This is a genomic window from Capnocytophaga sputigena (assembly GCF_900446695.1).
Lineage (GTDB): Bacteria > Bacteroidota > Bacteroidia > Flavobacteriales > Flavobacteriaceae > Capnocytophaga > Capnocytophaga sputigena.
Genome location: NZ_UAVP01000008.1, coordinates 637,617 through 655,023, shown reverse-complemented (window position 1 = coordinate 655,023; position 17,407 = coordinate 637,617). Strand labels below are relative to the sequence as shown.

At 38.5% G+C, this 17,407-nt stretch carries 19 protein-coding genes; 17 read left to right on the top strand and 2 right to left on the bottom strand.

What is annotated here, in order from left to right:
• The first annotated feature begins 7 nt into the window (after positions 1–7).
• The 15 genes from DR017_RS09520 to DR017_RS09440 all read left to right on the top strand — a co-directional run bounded on the left by DR017_RS09520 (position 8) and on the right by DR017_RS09440 (position 13,761).
• Positions 8–748: a hypothetical protein gene (locus tag DR017_RS09520; protein WP_002679770.1), complete on the top strand. Its 741-nt coding sequence runs from the start codon at positions 8–10 to the stop codon at positions 746–748.
• 403 nt (positions 749–1,151) lie between these two features.
• The gene (locus tag DR017_RS09510) at positions 1,152–1,850 is read left to right on the top strand and encodes a WG repeat-containing protein (protein ID WP_002679640.1); all 699 of its coding nucleotides are present in this window, start codon (positions 1,152–1,154) and stop codon (positions 1,848–1,850) included.
• 235 nt (positions 1,851–2,085) lie between these two features.
• Positions 2,086–3,609 (top strand): hypothetical protein, encoded by a 1,524-nt coding sequence (locus DR017_RS09505; RefSeq protein ID WP_002679763.1) that lies wholly within the window; start codon positions 2,086–2,088, stop codon positions 3,607–3,609.
• A 360-nt stretch (positions 3,610–3,969) separates the two neighbouring features.
• Entirely contained in the window at positions 3,970–4,413 is a 444-nt protein-coding gene (locus DR017_RS09495; protein ID WP_002679617.1) for a hypothetical protein, read from the top strand.
• 32 nt (positions 4,414–4,445) lie between these two features.
• Complete coding sequence (locus DR017_RS14185; RefSeq protein ID WP_198400974.1) at positions 4,446–4,790, top strand: hypothetical protein; 345 nt, start codon at positions 4,446–4,448, stop codon at positions 4,788–4,790.
• Between the two features lie 248 nt (positions 4,791–5,038).
• Complete coding sequence (leuS, locus tag DR017_RS09485) at positions 5,039–7,876, top strand: leucine--tRNA ligase (RefSeq protein WP_002679611.1); 2,838 nt, start codon at positions 5,039–5,041, stop codon at positions 7,874–7,876.
• Between the two features lie 115 nt (positions 7,877–7,991).
• Positions 7,992–8,648, top strand: coding sequence for a hypothetical protein (locus tag DR017_RS09480; RefSeq protein ID WP_100066538.1), 657 nt, complete (start codon positions 7,992–7,994; stop codon positions 8,646–8,648).
• Positions 8,649–8,682: 34 nt separating this feature from the next.
• Entirely contained in the window at positions 8,683–9,369 is a 687-nt protein-coding gene (locus tag DR017_RS09475) for a hypothetical protein (protein WP_002679549.1), read from the top strand.
• Positions 9,366–9,938 (top strand): hypothetical protein, encoded by a 573-nt coding sequence (locus DR017_RS09470; RefSeq protein WP_002679722.1) that lies wholly within the window; start codon positions 9,366–9,368, stop codon positions 9,936–9,938. Before DR017_RS09475 ends, DR017_RS09470 begins: the two co-directional genes overlap by 4 nt.
• 96 nt (positions 9,939–10,034) lie before the next feature.
• Entirely contained in the window at positions 10,035–10,457 is a 423-nt protein-coding gene (locus tag DR017_RS09465; RefSeq protein WP_002679619.1) for a SufE family protein, read from the top strand.
• A gap of 46 nt (positions 10,458–10,503) precedes the next feature.
• A complete protein-coding gene (locus tag DR017_RS09460; protein ID WP_002679592.1) occupies positions 10,504–10,827 on the top strand; it encodes an iron-sulfur cluster assembly protein in 324 nt (107 codons plus the stop codon).
• Positions 10,828–10,847: 20 nt separating this feature from the next.
• The gene (locus tag DR017_RS09455; RefSeq protein ID WP_002679584.1) at positions 10,848–11,777 is read left to right on the top strand and encodes a DUF3078 domain-containing protein; all 930 of its coding nucleotides are present in this window, start codon (positions 10,848–10,850) and stop codon (positions 11,775–11,777) included.
• 146 nt (positions 11,778–11,923) lie between these two features.
• Positions 11,924–12,487: a Crp/Fnr family transcriptional regulator gene (locus DR017_RS09450; protein ID WP_002679618.1), complete on the top strand. Its 564-nt coding sequence runs from the start codon at positions 11,924–11,926 to the stop codon at positions 12,485–12,487.
• Between the two features lie 75 nt (positions 12,488–12,562).
• Complete coding sequence (locus DR017_RS09445) at positions 12,563–13,237, top strand: L-2-amino-thiazoline-4-carboxylic acid hydrolase (RefSeq protein ID WP_002679795.1); 675 nt, start codon at positions 12,563–12,565, stop codon at positions 13,235–13,237.
• Entirely contained in the window at positions 13,234–13,761 is a 528-nt protein-coding gene (locus DR017_RS09440; protein ID WP_002679804.1) for a Crp/Fnr family transcriptional regulator, read from the top strand. Before DR017_RS09445 ends, DR017_RS09440 begins: the two co-directional genes overlap by 4 nt.
• Here the strand turns inward: DR017_RS09440 and DR017_RS09435 are convergent.
• On the bottom strand, positions 13,758–14,288 hold the full coding sequence (locus DR017_RS09435) for a hypothetical protein (protein ID WP_002679642.1): 531 nt from the start codon (positions 14,286–14,288) through the stop codon (positions 13,758–13,760). The genes DR017_RS09440 and DR017_RS09435 overlap by 4 nt on opposite strands.
• A gap of 11 nt (positions 14,289–14,299) precedes the next feature.
• The gene (locus DR017_RS09430) at positions 14,300–14,569 is read right to left on the bottom strand and encodes a hypothetical protein (RefSeq protein ID WP_040361294.1); all 270 of its coding nucleotides are present in this window, start codon (positions 14,567–14,569) and stop codon (positions 14,300–14,302) included.
• Between the two features lie 134 nt (positions 14,570–14,703).
• Between DR017_RS09430 and DR017_RS09425 the strand changes: the two genes are divergently transcribed.
• Positions 14,704–15,717 (top strand): Acg family FMN-binding oxidoreductase, encoded by a 1,014-nt coding sequence (locus tag DR017_RS09425; RefSeq protein ID WP_002679761.1) that lies wholly within the window; start codon positions 14,704–14,706, stop codon positions 15,715–15,717.
• A 202-nt stretch (positions 15,718–15,919) separates the two neighbouring features.
• On the top strand, positions 15,920–17,131 hold the full coding sequence (locus DR017_RS09420) for a beta-ketoacyl-[acyl-carrier-protein] synthase family protein (protein ID WP_002679588.1): 1,212 nt from the start codon (positions 15,920–15,922) through the stop codon (positions 17,129–17,131).
• The last annotated feature ends 276 nt before the right edge of the window (positions 17,132–17,407 follow it).

Below are 17,407 nucleotides of genomic sequence, written 5' to 3'. Positions count from 1 at the left end.
TCTTTTAATGAAAAGTATTATCTTTGCTATAGTATTTACTATACATTTTGGGCTGTTGGCGCAAAACGAATATTCGTGTGCTGAGATGCACCTTAAAGGGAAGGTGAAAAGCATTGCTGAAACTACTCAGTATGCGTATCCTCCTCAAAAATTAGCTACTATGAAAATGCAAAGCCCTATCCCTACGCTTTATTCTTTTAACCAAAGAGGAGATCTCACTGAGAAAAGTATAGGAGCGGATATCAAGTATGTGTATCAATACGATCGTTATCAACACTATTTATCGGGTGGTAAAAAGTATGTCTATTCTGATAAAATAAAGGCAGATATAATGTTTATACGCGTTAAAAATGGGGCTTTTTGGGAAGAACTTACTTTTTATAAAAAGATGACAGAGAAATTAAGAATAGATTATTTATCACCTGTTCACTGTAAAATATTCCATACCATTGGTGGAAAAGTTATTGATGAGAAGGAGATTTACTACCAAAAACCTTATTTGTATACGTATAGCAAAATTGATTACATACTTCGAGATGGAAAAAAGGAAGTCTATACTTATAACGACCAAGGCGAGGTAGCGACGATTATTTTCTACGACGAAAATGGTGAAGTGAGTAATAGTTATCATTATGATTATGTGTATGATGGGCAGGAAAATTGGGTAGAGAAGAAGCAAACTTTTCAGACACCTATACCAGATAAATACCCTGAAATTGTACGTAGGGAAATAACTTATTACAACTAAATATTAAAACTATGGGAATGATTATGTATTTGTATTCTCATTTTCAAATACTTCAATCTTTCTTTGCTACAGCATCCAGTAGTGGAGAGGCGATAGTTACTTACTTGATTTAGAGGAAAATATAGGGCTTTTTAAAAAGTCTCAAATTTACTTTTGCATCATAAACTTGAGGCTGTCTAAAAAGTCTCAAAATCGCTTTTGTGTCGCTACACTTTGCCAAAGTTTCACACTTTGGCAAAGTTAATTACTCTGATTATCAATAGTTTTTGTAGTTTTTTTGTAAGAGCATTTTAAGAGTTATCATAAAAGTCTCTTTATCTGGCTTGTCCCCCTTCGGGGGAATGGGGGCTATAAAACTGATAATCAATATCTTTTTAATAGAATAACCAAAATAAACAATATAATGAAAAAATTCTTAATAACAACCTTAGTGCTATGTTGTGCAGCTTGTAACAGCGATTGGCGTAAACAGTACGATGAAGTACTCCCCACACGCACCGAGAATATGAAAGTGCGCAAAGGTGATAAATACGGACTTGTAAACCCTAAAGGATTGGAAATCACCCCCTTGAAATACGATTATATCGATACCAATCCCCCTCAAGATATGCCTTTTTACGATGTTACTATCAACAATTTAAGAGGAATCATCAAGCCTTCAGGTGAGGAAATCATCCCTGCTGAGTATGATTTTATTTGGTATTCACAAGGCGTATTTGTAGTAAAACTGAATGATAGTTATCAACTTTTGGATAGCCACAACAAAAGTCTTACCCCTTGGTTTGATGAAATTGATGTGTTTTACCAAGGTTTGGCATTTGCCAAAAATAGAGGGTATTACGGTTTTTTAAATCCTAAAGGAGAGCTTGTACTGCCATTTGTATACGATGACGCAGATCATTTTAACGAAAGTGGTTACGCAATGGTGAAATACAAGGGCAAATGGGGAATGATTGACAAAAAAGGAAATACAAAACTTCCATTTGAATATGAACACGCCGAGCCTTATTCAGAACCTACCGAAGAATGGGAAGATTATTATTATTTGCTCATTAAAAATGGCAAAGAACTGACTATAGATAAGGAAGGTAATTTCTTATAATATTGATTATCAATATATTATTAATTTATTACCTCTTACCTCCTATCTCTTATCTAAAATAGAGCTTGTAGCTCATTCCAAATTTGCTCATTTCCTAATTATACACTACCTTTGCCCTATAATCAGCAAATTTGCTAATTGGCAAATCAACAAATTAAGAATGATGCTTTCATCTTCCCATTGTGTACGGCATAACACAAGGAGTATTGTCTATTATCAAAATGCCTGTCCAAAAATGAAAAGAATCTTTTTTTTATTAGTGTTATTAGCTTCTCTTTCTAAAAGCTATGCTGAACACGTGTTAGTTTATTATGAAGACTTCAGTTTGAAAACAGAAGGTAAAAAAGTGTATTTAATAAAGAAAGGCTATAGCAATGGCAATAAAATTGCGATTACTTTTTATGAAAAATACTTATTGCCTTTTGATAGTAAAGAGGCTCATATTGTTATGACAGGTGAGGAGGATGAAAATAAATTAATCATTGCTAATGCCAATGATTACTATTTTGTGGAGTATTTTAGAGATTATACAAAAAATATGAAACAGTGTGTAAGAGCTGTCAAAATGTTTCCTACTAATAGTGTTACTCAAACTTTCAGGAATAATTGCTTTTATGTAAATGGTAAGTGGGTGAGGGTAGCTATAGAAGATGGTGAGCTTACTCCAATGCCTGATTTTCCCCAGTACCCTACTGTTATCGCTGAATTGGAACATACTACTTTGTTAAAAGATAAAAACTTTGTGTATGAGTATGATAACCGAACATATACTTTAAAAAAGATAGAGGGACTTAATGCTAAAACTGTACAATTTCAAAAAACCAATAGTTATGACAAAAATCTGTTATATGACGATAATGCTTTTTATGTAATGGATTACAATGGGACTGATCTTATGGAAATCACTAAAGATCTGAGAGCAAGAGGCTGTAACAGAAAATTTACTGAGGCTACTTTTATCAGATACCGAAGTGAGGGGAAACTTTATGAACAGTATTTGTTGGATTTTAAAGATGGTAATTTGTGGAGTGATACATATGCTAACTATACATTTGTACAACCCATTAAGAATGCTACTTATGTAAAAGCTCTTGAAATGGTAAAAACAAGCGAAGGATATTATATTTCATTGCGAGATGATGATCAACCTATTGATATGAGTGCTGTGCGAAATCTCAATAAATTACACAAGGTAAAGTATGCTTTTCATTACTTAAATGAGAGCTATGATTTGTATACTGATGGAGAGCAACAATATATTTGTCTATCTAAAAAATTATATCCTCTGCAGATAGAAAAGCGCGTTTGGGAAGCCTTCACCTCTAAACAAAAGTACTATCACTATGAAAAGACATTAGCAGATGAGTCAGTTTCCACAGAAATAGCTGTAGTAGACAACCAATTGGTAATATATAAAATTACCTCCCTATTTAGTAAAAACTATTTAGAAACACACCATACGCTCCCCATTGAGATTGTAAGAGAAATACCCCTTACATCAGAAGTCAAAGACCTAAAAATGTGTTATGCTACAAGAGATAAACTCATTATTGACAATATCATCATAGATAATATAGCTGATTTTGATACGCTTACTTTTGTAGGAGCTATCTACACTCATGAATATGGTTACAAGAGCTATTTCAAAGATAAAAACAGTGTGTATTCTTACAGTGAAAAGTCTCAGGAGATGATTAAGGAAAACTACGACCCTAAAACTTTTGATGAAGAAGCAATGTGGAAACTTAGAGTTAAGTGACCCCAACAATTAAAAACAGACCTTGATATACAACTTCCATAGTTTTCCCCCCGCAGGCGCGAGCTTGTAGCTCGTGCCTACTATAAATAGAGCTTGTAGCTCGTGCAAATTTGCCCGTGCAGATCGCCCCCCATTACTCCCACTACTCTCATTACTCCCACTACTCTCACCCCAAATTTGCATATCTATCAATTATACACTACCTTTGCCCCACAATTAGCAAATTTGTTAATTAGCAAATCGATAAATTAAGAATTATGCTTTTATTTAAATGATTTTGTATATGCAAAAAGTTCCTACCTAAGTGAAAACGGGGTAATAAACCTTTCATATTTTGAATACAAATAAAAACATTATAAAATGAATATACAAGAGCAAAATGTCCCCCAGTCCTACCGAGATTTATTTGCTACTATTCCTGAAAAATCCAACTTTTTCTACGAATATGCACGCCGTAAGAAACCCACTCTTCCTAAAAGAGTTTATGTAATACAAGGATTCTTCTCTCTTACCCGTGAAACTGATGATAATGGTGAAAAGCTGATTCCTACTTATCGACTACTTGCACAAAAAGACTTTTTCTACAAATCAATAGAAGGTAATAGTATAGACAAACTTCCTTCAGTTGAAGTTCTAAAAACAGCTTTTGCCTTTGGTTTTTCCGATGGTGGTATACTTTTCTTCCACCCCGAAAATCATAGTGTTTGGGTAATATATGATGACCTTTATACCGAATTAGTAGCTGATACCTTTGATGAATTTCTTGAAAAAGCAACTTTCCAAAGACAGTGGAATTTTAAATAAAAATATAACATACACTCTAAATAATTTTGTATATGCAAAAAGTTCCTACCTACCTAAGTGAAAACGCTTGTAATGTAAAATCAGGCGATTATCTCTCGGTAGATATCCAATCTAAAAATGGAAATACGCTCTTTGAAGTGTATTATTATGGAGATTTATTTGAAGTAAAGAGGAAAAAACTCCCTTGTATTGTAGATAATAAAACTGGAATTCCTTGTAAAATAGTAGCTAAAGATATAGAAACAGGCGAAGAAATATTGCTTTTTGACGGCTACCGATACGGCTATAATGCTATGTTTTGTGAGGAATTTGACCCAGCAGAAGTTGAAAAACGAACTTTGGTAAATACGATATTGCTCCTTGCAAAATTCATATAGATTTTGGATATTCTATTGATTACGAAGAAGAAAAAGAAGATTATGAAGTAGACAAAGAAGATAGAGTAACCCTTATTAATGGAGAAACTATTTCTTGGGAAGAAGTGAAAAGAAATGGCTTTGACTATATCTCTATCATCTGTGAAACTGAAAATGGAGAAAAAGCAGAGATTGTATCTTTAGAATTAGCTTAAATAATTAGCAAATTATTACTACCTTTGCACCCTAACACCTGAAACCTAACACCTATGGTATATAATCACAAAGAAATAGAAGCCTTTTGGCAAGAATATTGGGCTAAACATCAAACTTTCAAAGCCCAAAACGACAGTACCAAACCTAAGTACTACGTGCTCGATATGTTTCCTTACCCTTCAGGGGCGGGCTTACATGTAGGGCATCCACTGGGGTATATCGCCAGCGACATCGTGGCGCGCTATAAGCGTCACAAAGGGTTCAATGTGTTGCACCCTCAGGGTTATGATAGCTTCGGTCTGCCAGCCGAACAATACGCTATACAAACAGGGCAACACCCTGCGGTTACTACCGCGCAGAACATCGCTCGTTACCGCGAGCAGCTCGATAAAATAGGCTTCTCATTCGATTGGAGTCGCGAAGTAAAAACTTCCGACCCCGACTACTATCGCCATACCCAGTGGATATTCATACAGTTGTTTAACTCGTGGTATAACAACGACACCGACAAGGCAGAGCCTATCGAAACGCTTATAGCTCTCTTTGAAACAGAAGGCAATAGCAAGGTCAATGCTGCCTGCGATGACGATACCCCCACCTTCACTGCGGAAGAGTGGCGCACTTTTTCATCAGAAAAACAACAACAAATCCTCCTCAAATACCGACTTACCTACTTGGCAGAAACCGAAGTGAACTGGTGTCCTGCCTTAGGTACTGTACTCGCCAACGATGAAATCGTCAATGGCGTATCCGAGCGTGGGGGTCACCCTGTGATCCGCAAGAAGATGACCCAGTGGAGTATGCGCATTACCGCCTATGCCGAAAGACTTTTGCAAGGCTTAGACACCATCGATTGGAGTGAGAGCATCAAAGAAAGCCAACGCAACTGGATAGGAAAATCAGTAGGAGCCTCTATCGACTTTCTGCTCGCCTCCGGCGAGCACAAAGTTGAGGTCTTTACCACTCGCCCCGACACCCTCTTTGGCGTTACTTATCTTACCCTTGCCCCCGAACACCCCTTAGTATTGCAAATCACTACTGAGGAGCAACGTACTGAGGTAGAGGCTTATATAGCAGCTACTGCCAAACGTTCAGAGCGCGACCGTATGGCGGATACCAAAACTGTATCAGGCGCTTTCACAGGCGCGTATGCCCTCCACCCACTTACCGGCAAGCAAATCCCTATTTGGATAGGTGATTATGTATTGGCAAGCTATGGTACGGGGGCTGTTATGGCAGTGCCTGCTGGTGACGACCGCGATTATGCCTTTGCCAAACACTTCAAGGGCGCCAAAGGAATGCCAGAAGTGATTAACATTTTTGATAAAGATATTTCGGAAAACGCCTTTACTGATAAAGAGGGAATGACTTACCAAAACTCTGATATTCTCAATGGTTGCACTAACTTTGGCGAAGCAGTTACCAAGGTGTTAGCAGCCTTAGAAGCCAAAGGAGCCGGCAAAGCTAAAGTGAATTACCGTCTTCGCGATGCTGTCTTCTCACGTCAGCGTTATTGGGGCGAACCTTTCCCAGTATATTATAAAAACGGCTTGCCACAGATGATAGGCGAGGAGCACCTCCCTATTCTCCTACCCGAAGTAGAGAAATACCTCCCTACCGAAGAGGGTAACCCACCGTTGGGCAACGCCACTGCTTGGGCTTGGGATACAGCAAACCACAAGGTAGTGAGTAACGAGTTGATTGATAACCAAACCATATTCCCGTTAGAATTGAATACGATGCCAGGTTGGGCAGGCTCTTCGTGGTATTGGTTGGAATATATGATGGAAAAAGACGCACGTGGAACTTTCCCTACCAAATCCGTAGTAGACTACTGGCAAAACGTAGACCTTTACGTAGGGGGTAGCGAACACGCCACAGGGCACTTGTTATACTCACGCTTCTGGAACAAATTCCTCAAAGACCGCGGTTTTGCTCCTACTGAAGAACCATTCAAAAAGCTGATTAATCAGGGGATGATATTGGGAATGAGTGCTTTTGCGTATCGCTTAGAAGGCACGAATACTTTTGTATCTAAAAATCAAATAAAAGGGCAATCGGTGCAACCTATTCACGTAGATGTTTCTCTGCTCAAAGATACTTCTGATGAATTAGATATTGATAAATTCAAAGCGTGGCGTAAAGAATTTGCTAATGCTGAGTTTATTTTAGAAGAAGATGGTAAGTATATTACAGGTCGCGAAGTAGAAAAAATGTCGAAATCCAAATACAATGTGGTAAACCCTGATGATATTTGCGAGCAATATGGAGCTGATACTTTGCGCCTCTACGAAATGTTCTTAGGACCTTTGGAACAAGCCAAACCTTGGAACACAGCAGGTATTTCGGGGGTGTATAACTTCTTGCGCAAGCTATGGCGTTTGTATTTCAATGACAATGGCTGGCAAGTAACCGATGAAGCTCCTACGCCCGAAATGCTCAAAGCACTGCATAAAACGATTAAAAAGGTAAATGAAGATATCGAGAATTTCTCCTTCAATACCTCGGTGAGTCAGTTTATGATATGCGTGAATGAGTTATCATCGCTAAAATGCCACCATAGAGACGTTTTAGCGCCTCTTGCGGTGTTGGTAGCACCTTTCGCTCCACATATCGCCGAAGAGCTCTGGAAAAGGCTTGGAAATACCGAAAGTGTAACTTATGCACCTTATCCCGTACACGAGGACAAGTATTTGCAAGAGGACAGCAAGGAGTATCCCGTATCGTTCAACGGAAAAGTGCGCTTCAAACGCGCCTATGCTACCAGTATGACTCCTGCCGAGATAGAGCAAGCCATCCTTGCCGATCCTCAAACCGCAGAACAGCTACAAGGCAATACTCCTAAAAAGGTAATTGTTGTGCCTAATAGGATTATCAATATTGTAATGTAATAATACAAAGAGGCTTCTCCACTGAGGTGAAGCCTCTTTTTTTGTCGCAACCCTCATATTGAAAGTTTGAAAAATATAACTTCACAGTGAATCAAAAATTAAAAGTATGTATACAATGAATACCATAATCATTCTCATATTCGTGCTTGTAATTGTTTCGGTATATTTTATTGTGCAGTACAAAAGTAATTTCGAAAAACGCTTAGTCTATCATACCCCTCGACTTCTTTCCCCCGAACGGCAGGAATATATAAAGGGGGCAGAGCGATATATCAAAAAAGCGAGCGTAGTTATAGGCTTGTTTGTTAGCTTTCCGTTAATGGTTGTATGCGCTTTTCTATTAGCTGATGTTGGTATTCCTATCATTTTTCTTCTTCTAATTTTTCTAATAGCAATAGAGTGTTTGGCTATTTATTTACTATATCGTATTTTAAAAAGAAATATAAAAAACCAGCAAGCACTCTTAGAACAAATGAGTGATAGCGATTTTGAACTGCTGCTCAAAATAAGAGACAATTTCTCTTTTCCCTACAAATATGACCCGCCATTTGTGTTGTGTAACAATCACTTATATATTTTTCTTTTTCATACGATTAAAGAAATTGACCCTACCCAAATCATCTCAGTAAAATGGCATAGTACTAAATATGGGTTTTTAGTACGCATTAAAGACCCTAAAGCTAAAATTACCGTTTTTAATATATCTAAAAGTGCATTACCTCTCTTTTTACAAATTGTAGGACAGTATACAGAACTCAAATTCAATTATTAACTAACAAGAAATTCTCCTATTAAATATAGTAACTATGGACAAGTTTTACGTTATTTGCTCTTTGCCCTTATTTCTTTTTGCTGTTATCTTTTTATACTTTACAATAGTGCGCAAAAATGCCTTTGAAAAACGATTAACACTCTTCCGCCCTACTCAGCGCCTCTCCCAAAAACGAGAGACCTATATGCAGGGAGTACACAAATACAGCAAGTATGTAAATATCATACTCTTAGTAATTTTCTATCTCCCTCTATGTATTTTTATGGTAATGATGCTCAAAGAAGAATATGAGAAAATAGGTAGACTATCTATACCAATCTCTAATGATATGAAGATGTTCCTACTAATTTTCTTTGTGCCTATTTTATTGCTGCATTACCTTGCTATCTATGTAATAAAGCGCAACGAAAAAGCCCTGCGTATGCTGGTAGAACAAATGAGTGATACCGATTTTGAAACACTACTCAAAGTAAAAGATAGTTTGCCTTCTATCAGTAAGTATAGTCCTCCATTTGTATTGTGTAACAAGAAGTTGTATATTTTTCTCTTCTATGCAATTAGAAAAATTGACCCTACTCAAATAACCGAAATTAATTGGGAAAATAATAAGAATAGTATTTTTATACGCCTCAAATCTCCTAAGAGAACGATGTTTACCCTATCCCACACAACATTTCCTTACTTTTTGCAAATCGTTGAACAATACACAAAACTAAAATGAACAACACTCTCCTCTCTTCCGAACGGCAGCAATATGTCGAAAACCAAAACAAATATATCAAACAAGCAGCTGTATTCTTTGCCTGCACACCCATTGTTACAATAGCATTTTTTGCAGGGATATTCTTCTATATCATTCCAGATAAATCTCAGATCTACAATCTTTTGTTAGCAATCTCAGTCGCTGAAATTTTAGCGTTCTACTTTAGCTATCGCGTTTTGAAAAAGAAAATTCAAAACCAACAAGAACTCATTGCGCAAATGTCGGATACTGATTTTCAGCAGTTGCTCAACACCCAAAAATATTTGTTTCCTTTGATGAAATACAACCCTCCATTTGTGTTTTGTAGAGATAAACTCTACTTGTTTCCCCTTTTTAATATCAAAGAAATCAACCCTACAACTATCAAACAACTCAATTGGAGGTATTATAACAGACAAAATCGAGGAATGACTTTTATCAAAACGCCTAACACTACCAATGTTGCCAAAATGACAAAAGAACTATACCTCCATTTCGCATCGATTATCAAACACTACAACCCCAGTGTACAAATCGAAATGCTTTAAAACCCTTAATACACAACTGTTAAAATTGTTAAAATTGTCAATTCTCAATTGCTAATTATTAATTGTTTTTTATCTTTGCCCCCTAATTTATTGCAAATGACTATCGAACATATTCAAAATGAGCTCATTGAAGAGTTTTCATTCTTTGAAGATTGGACGCAACGTTACGAATATCTCATAGAACTCGGCAAGTCGTTGCCTCTAATAGACGAACAATATAAAACTGAAAATCACCTTATCAAAGGATGCCAAAGTCAGGTGTGGTTACACGCTGAAAAACAAGGTAACGAACTCGTATTCACCGCTGATAGCGATGCGATTATCACCAAAGGTATTGTCGCTCTCTTAATAAGAGTATTCTCTCATCAAACCCCCGAGAATATCCTCAACGCCGATGTGAGTTTTATTGATAAAATCGGTCTTAAAGATCACCTTTCACCCACCCGCGCCAACGGCTTAGTGAGTATGATTCAGCAAATGAAACAGTATGCTCGGCAGGAATTAGAAAATAGAAATTAGAAAACAGGAATTAGAGGTCTTACCTCTTATCTCTTAACTAAAAAAGATGGACGAAATCATAAACACCGAAGTCCTCGGCGAAAAAATCGTTGAGGTGCTCAAAACTATATACGACCCCGAAATCCCCGTAGATATCTACGAACTCGGACTTATCTACGACGTTTTCGTGAACGAAGACCGCGATGTGAAAATCCTAATGACCCTCACATCTCCTAATTGCCCCGTTGCCGAATCTCTCCCTATGGAAGTGAAAGAAAAGGTGCAAAGTATAGACGAAGTACACGAAACACTTGTAGAAATTACTTTCGATCCCCCTTGGAATCAGGATATGATGAGCGAGGTGGCGAAACTCGAATTAGGATTTTTGTAAACTAAATTAATAAATCACTTATGAAAAAACTTTTATTTTCAGCTCTATTATTGTCTTCAGTAGCTACTTTCGCTCAGGAAGACGAAACTAATGGCGGTGTTGCTCAAGACCCTACTGCGGTAGAAACTCCCGCCGAAGAAGCTCCTGCGCCTCGCTGGACAAAAGCCGGTAGCGCTTCATTGTTGTTCTCACAAGCTGCTTTCAACCACGATTGGACTGGTGGTGGTTCTAACAACGTTGCTGCTAACCTCGCTGTTAGCTATGCTTTCAACTACAAAAAAGACAAATGGGCTTGGGATAACAATATCTTCATCGACTATGGTCTCACCAAAGTAGATGGCGATGAATATACTAAAAAAACCACCGACCGTTTTGAAGTAAACTCTGTACTCGGTTACCAATTGAACAACCCTCAATGGTACTACTCATTCTTCTTGAACTTCAAAACTCAAATGACCGATGGTTACAAGTATGTAGATAGCCAAAACCGCACCCTTATCAACAAATTGCTCTCTCCTGGTTACTTGCAATTTGGTCCTGGTATGTTGTGGAAAAAGAGCGACAACCTAAAAGTAAACATTGCGCCTGCAACTTCTAAAATCACTACGGCTCGCAAGGAATTTACTTCACCTACAGGAGCTCACTATACTCATAACTTCTACGGTGTGGAAGACGGCAAAAACATCCGTTACGAACTCGGTTTCTACTTGAATGGCTATGCTAAAGTTGATGTATGGGAAAACGTATCTATCGAGAACATCCTCAGCTTGTACAGCAACTACTTAGATAAACCACAAAACGTAGATTTGGATTACACTGCTAACGTAGTGATGAAAGTAAACAAATTTTTATCAGCTAACTTTACTTTCCAAGCCATCTACGACGACGATGCTGCACGCGCTTTCCAAATCCGTGAATTGTTAGGATTAGGATTAAGCTACAAATTTTAGTGCGAGGTGCCAGTCGCACACACAATTATTTAAAAATATAAAGAGGACTGCCGTATTAAGGCAGTTCTTTTTTTATTATGTTTGTTGGTATTTAGAAAAAATAATACTACCTTTGCCTCACACACTATTGCTGAATTACAGAAGAATTGGAAAAACTTATTGCATACATACAAAAAACGATTCCTAAACTAAAAATAGAGGAAAAACTCCTTGGCGAGGCTTTCCAAAAAGAAGTTCTCACTAAAGATACCTTGTTGTTGGACTTCGGACAAGTGTGTGAGCATTATTACTTTGTAAACAAAGGGGCTCTTAGGATATTCTTCTATGATGATAATGGCGAGGAATACACCAGTTGGATAGCTTTTGAAGATTACTTCTTTACAGAGCAATTTAGTTATACAAATTCTTTGCCTTCTCGTTATGCTATTACAGCTATTGAAGAGACTGAAGTGCTGAAAATACATAAGCAACAAATGGACAAACTACTCCAGAACAATTATCAGTGGCAACAGTTCTTCATACAAAATGAGCAACAAACAATACTACGGCTGATGGAAACTATTGAACTCTTCCAAAGGCAATCGGCTAAAGAGCGATATGAAGCCTTATTCCGCTTTCCTGCCTTTATACAAAAAGTGAAACAAAAAGACCTTGCTACAATGCTCGGGATGACTAAATACTCTATCAGCAGACTAAAATCTTATAAGTAAAGAGAGGAAGTTGCCAAATAGCAACTTTTTTGTGTATTGCAGTGCGTAATTTTGCATTTATAAAACAAATGTAAAATGAACCAAGAAGAACAATACAGTTTCAGTCCGCTGGACAGCTATCAGTGGATAAAGAAAGAGGCTTTTGCTTATATAAAATCCCAACAATGGATAGATGAAGCGTTGTTTGAAGAGTTTTCAAACGCTTTTGAAGATTATTTTAAGCACTCATTACAAAAAGTATCTCATCTTATCGAGAATGAGTTGGACGAAGGGAATGTGCAATTTGCGGTTTTGGTAGTAGCTTTGTATGAAGCTTTTCTGAAGATAGGCAAGGAAGAGAAAGAGGCTTTCAAATATGTGTGCTTTGCTATCAATGAGCCGATAGCCCCCTTTATGGAGCAGAACACTGAGGCTTTCTTAACAGCTTCGGAGCGCCCTTTTAAGGCGATTGTGGAGATATCAAAAGCACGAGAAGCGTATTATTTTGGCAAGAGTTTTGGCTTTGAACGCCTTATAGACAATGATTACGGTTATGTTCTGCAAATTAAAAAATGCTTGTTTCACGAAGTACTAAAAGCCCTTGAGCATACTTTTTTGCAGAGAATTATATGCCAAGTAGACTGCGGTTGGATAAAAGGCATTAAAACAGATCTACACAACTTACATTTTGCACGACCCACTACTTTTGCTACAGGCAATATCTGCCAAATGTGGTTTATAAAAGAAGAAAAAACAGAAGATATACAATGACCCTAAACCTCGATTTCCTCAGTCAGTATTTTACTGAAGTACATTTCGATAAAGATGCCCTCATCACCCGTGCAGGTGAGGTGGAACACTCGCTCTATTACCTTAGCGAGGGCATCGTACGCTTCTTTTATTACAACCCCACAACCGACAAGGAAACTACCGTAGATATCCTCTTTGCCGAGCAGTTTTTTATGTCGTATGCCTCGTTTGTAAAGCGTGAACCTTCGCTCTTCTCTATTCAAGCACTCAAAGAGGTTACCGCCTATAAAATAGGGCGTGAACACTTGGAACACCTCATTGAAAAACAAGAATACTTACAAATAAAAGCTGATATTTTGGAGCATCTGCTCATTGAAAAGATGCAACGCGAGGCGCAGTTCTTATTGCAATCCCCTGAAGAGATTTACCGCAATCTATTGGAAAAAGACCCTAAACTCATCCAGAATATCCCGCTGAAATATATAGCTTCTTATATTGGCATCACCCCCCAAGCCCTGAGCAGGATTAGAAAAAGAATTTTCTAAAAGGTTACTTTTTCATTGAGTTCTTTCAATAATTCTTCCACAAGAGAGAAATAAACTCTTGGATATGTGTCTTTTTTCTGTAGGATTGTAGTCAAGCGAAACCGTAATTTCATACAAAGCTCTGTTCCTAAGGTAGTGTACTTTAAATCCTCTTTCAGCAAATGAGCCAAATTATCATAGTTTTCATCTTCTAATGTGATGATAAGCCATTCCACTTTGCCAAAAAAGTCTCTGGAGATATGTTCTTGGTAGAAGGTGTCAAATAGTTCAAAGAAGGCATCTAAAGCCTTTTCTTTGGTTTTGAACTTATAGAAAAGTATACTTGCCCAGCCTCTACTATCCCTAAGATGATATTTCTTGCGTAACCAATAGTAAAAGTCTTTATAGAGTATATTTGCTTTTACCTCTTCTTTTGGATTGCGATAATACCAACCATTTAGGAAAGCATTTAAGCAGAATATATCGTGTTCGTGAATAAATAATTCAGGGCGAGGCTTGATAAGGTTTATAAGTTCTATGATGTTCATTACTTATTTCTTTAGCGTGTTAAAAGGAGGTCATTTATCTGTTTTTCAGCACCTTTAGGTATAGAGATCGTTTTGCTGACGTCAGCAAAATGATAGGCTATATTTTCACCTACACTACTGCAGGAAACCTTTGCTTTTTGAATAATAAGTTCAAAATTACGCCACTGAGAGTATCCCAATAGGGTTTGTAACTCTCTGGCACTCCAGCATTCTATGCCTTCTACTTCTCGAGCGGCTTCCTCAAATTTCTTAAAAAGGGCTTTTATTTCTTCTGCTTTCATTTTGGTATGATGAATTATTTTTCCGCAAAGTTATGGTTTTATTCTTATACTGCCAAAAGCATTTCTTAACCCAAGTTCATTTTTTTGGCGTTTTTTCGGCGTTACTTTGCAGCGTAAAACAAATACAAACTAAAATGAACTTAAAAATGTTACCTATCACGTTTATGATGGCGCTTGCTACCCTTAAAGCTTCCGCCCAAAATCCCGACTTTTTGACCCTTATCAAGGCTGCTACTCAAGCACCTTCAGGTCATAACTCTCAGCCTTGGTGGTTTGAAACCTCCGATCATAGTATCGTTATCAAACCCAACTTCGAGAAAGCCCTCCCCGCCGTCGATGGTCAGCATCGCGAACTCTTCATCAGCTTGGGTTGTGCGCTCGAAAACCTCTGTATCAAAGCCTCTGAGCTACAGTACCAAACTAATGTAACCCTCACTCCCGAGGGGGTCATCACCATTGACTTACAAAAATCAGAAGCTGTTGCCCCTGACCCTTTGGCGAGTGTGATTGAAAAACGACAAACCAACCGCTCGGTGTACGACAACAAGCACATCGACCCTGCGCTATTGCAAAGTCTTGTAGCGCAAACAGGAGCAACGGGTATCTTTACTTTTGCCAATGGCACTCCGCTCTTCAAGAAACTCACCGATGCCGTCTTGCAAGGCAATACCGCTCAGATGTCCGATCCTGCTTTTAAAAATGAACTCCTTTTGTGGATTCGCTTCAACAAAAAACACTCTGAAAGCACTCACGACGGACTCAGTTATGCGGTACTTGGGGCGCCTAACTTACCCCGTTGGGTTACAGAGCCTATCGTAAAAGGAAGCCTCAAAGCAAAAACCCAAAACAAAACCGACCTGAAAAAGATTCAATCCTCTTCGGATATGGTGCTCATCACTACCGTTACAAACGATATCCCCACGTGGATAGCCACCGGTCGCACCCTCGAACGCTTTTTGCTCTTGCTCACCCAAGCAGGCATTGCTCACGCCTACCTCAATCAGCCGTGTGAAGTACCCGAAGTAAATGCTTCTCTACGCGAAAAACTCACTGAAAACAATGTCTATCCTCAAATTCTTTTGCGTATCGGTTATGCCAAACCCGTCGCATACTCCAAAAGAAAAGACGTTAAGGAAGTGATGAGATAATTTGCAAATCTGTGCAGCCCGCACTTTTGGTAAATTTGATTACCTTGATAATCAGTTATTTTAAATTACCTTGTAGGGGCGTTTTGCAAACGCCCTTATACATTTTCTAACACCTAATTTCGTCATTCGTAATTCGTCATTCGTAAATATTTATTACCTTTGCCCCAGTTTGTTAATTATTAATTATCAATTGTTAATTGTTATGAGAGTAGTTATCACCGGAATGGGTATTTATTCCTGCATAGGCACTTCACTGGGCGAAGTGCGTGATTCGTTATACCAAGGGAAATCGGGTATTGTTTTCTTGCCCGAACGCAAAGAATATGGCTATCGCTCTGCCCTCACAGGCTTTGTGGAAAATCCCGACCTCAAAGGTCTCTTGGGTCGCCGCGAGCGTATTTCTATGGGACAAGAAAGCGAATTTGCCTATATGGCAACCCTTGAAGCGCTTAAAAATGCAGGTATTGATAGCGATTTCTTACAACAAAACGAAGTGGGCATTCTCTATGGCAACGACAGTGTAGCCGAGTCGGTGATTCTTACCAACGACAAGATAAGAGAAAAGAAAGACACCACACTGGTAGGCTCTGGATCGGTGTTCCGCACGATGAACTCCACTGTAACGATGAACCTCTCTACCCTCTTCCAACTGCGTGGAGTAAATATGAGCATTAGCGCCGCTTGTGCCAGTGGCTCACACTCAGTGGGTTTGGGCTATTTGCTGATACAAAGCGGTATGCAAGACTGCGTGATTTGCGGCGGTGCTCAGGAAATCAACAAGTACAGTATGGGCAGTTTTGATGGTCTTGGGGTCTTCTCAATGCGTGAGGAAGAGCCTGCTTTGGCTTCACGTCCTTTCGATGCCAGCAGAGACGGTTTAGTGCCCAGTGGGGGCGCAGCTACTTTGGTGTTAGAAAGTTATGAATCGGCAATGAGGCGCGGGGCAACCCCTATCGCTGAGGTGGTAGGCTATGGCTTTTCATCTAACGGCGGACATATCTCTACCCCCAATGTAGAAGGACCTGCCCGTGCGATGGCGCGCGCCTTGCAGAATGCAGGAATGCAAGCGGGTGAAATCGACTATATCAATGCGCACGCCACTTCCACCCCCATAGGCGATGCCAACGAAGCAAAGGCTATACACGAGATTTTTGGTAGCCATATCCCTGTGAGTTCCACCAAATCAATGACTGGACACGAGTGCTGGATGGCAGGCGCTAGCGAAGTGATATATTCCGTACTGATGATGCAAAACAGCTTTATAGCTCCTAATATCAATTTTGAAACCCCCGATGAAGCTTCTGCTAAGCTGAATATTATTCCCGAAACTGTAGAACGCCCCATCAATGCCTTTTTGAGCAACTCTTTCGGCTTTGGCGGTACAAACTCAGCGTTAGTAATCAAGAAAATTTGAGAATTATAGTTTATCATAATTGATTTGCAAAATTTGTATTGCTACACCCCTGCCCGTGCGGCTCGCACCTTTGGAAAAGTCTATAAATCTGATAATCAATCGCTCTAAAAACAAGACTATTTATTTTTGTTTAACTATAAACTAACAAAATAACTATAAACCAGTTTCTGTACGTGACACTACTTCCAATTCCTAAAAAAAATATTTGTTTTTGTTGCGTTTTAATTTTGGTTTATTTATCTTTGTCCCATTATTTAATAAATATAGTAATTAATC

Excerpts from the sequence above, each read along its gene's own strand:
- DR017_RS09460 (WP_002679592.1), top strand. The coding sequence starts at position 10,504 with ATGGACGAAATCATAAACACCGAAGTCCTCGGCGAAAAAATCGTTGAG.
- DR017_RS09505 (WP_002679763.1), top strand. The coding sequence starts at position 2,086 with ATGAAAAGAATCTTTTTTTTATTAGTGTTATTAGCTTCTCTTTCTAAA.
- DR017_RS09470 (WP_002679722.1), top strand. The coding sequence starts at position 9,366 with ATGAACAACACTCTCCTCTCTTCCGAACGGCAGCAATATGTCGAAAAC.
- DR017_RS14185 (WP_198400974.1), top strand. The coding sequence starts at position 4,446 with ATGCAAAAAGTTCCTACCTACCTAAGTGAAAACGCTTGTAATGTAAAA.
- leuS (WP_002679611.1), top strand. The coding sequence starts at position 5,039 with ATGGTATATAATCACAAAGAAATAGAAGCCTTTTGGCAAGAATATTGG.
- DR017_RS09445 (WP_002679795.1), top strand. The coding sequence starts at position 12,563 with ATGAACCAAGAAGAACAATACAGTTTCAGTCCGCTGGACAGCTATCAG.
- DR017_RS09440 (WP_002679804.1), top strand. The coding sequence starts at position 13,234 with ATGACCCTAAACCTCGATTTCCTCAGTCAGTATTTTACTGAAGTACAT.
- DR017_RS09435 (WP_002679642.1), bottom strand. The coding sequence starts at position 14,288 with ATGAACATCATAGAACTTATAAACCTTATCAAGCCTCGCCCTGAATTA.
- DR017_RS09465 (WP_002679619.1), top strand. The coding sequence starts at position 10,035 with ATGACTATCGAACATATTCAAAATGAGCTCATTGAAGAGTTTTCATTC.
- DR017_RS09455 (WP_002679584.1), top strand. The coding sequence starts at position 10,848 with ATGAAAAAACTTTTATTTTCAGCTCTATTATTGTCTTCAGTAGCTACT.
- DR017_RS09475 (WP_002679549.1), top strand. The coding sequence starts at position 8,683 with ATGGACAAGTTTTACGTTATTTGCTCTTTGCCCTTATTTCTTTTTGCT.
- DR017_RS09520 (WP_002679770.1), top strand. The coding sequence starts at position 8 with ATGAAAAGTATTATCTTTGCTATAGTATTTACTATACATTTTGGGCTG.
- DR017_RS09495 (WP_002679617.1), top strand. The coding sequence starts at position 3,970 with ATGAATATACAAGAGCAAAATGTCCCCCAGTCCTACCGAGATTTATTT.
- DR017_RS09430 (WP_040361294.1), bottom strand. The coding sequence starts at position 14,569 with ATGAAAGCAGAAGAAATAAAAGCCCTTTTTAAGAAATTTGAGGAAGCC.
- DR017_RS09510 (WP_002679640.1), top strand. The coding sequence starts at position 1,152 with ATGAAAAAATTCTTAATAACAACCTTAGTGCTATGTTGTGCAGCTTGT.
- DR017_RS09420 (WP_002679588.1), top strand. The coding sequence starts at position 15,920 with ATGAGAGTAGTTATCACCGGAATGGGTATTTATTCCTGCATAGGCACT.
- DR017_RS09480 (WP_100066538.1), top strand. The coding sequence starts at position 7,992 with ATGAATACCATAATCATTCTCATATTCGTGCTTGTAATTGTTTCGGTA.
- DR017_RS09425 (WP_002679761.1), top strand. The coding sequence starts at position 14,704 with ATGAACTTAAAAATGTTACCTATCACGTTTATGATGGCGCTTGCTACC.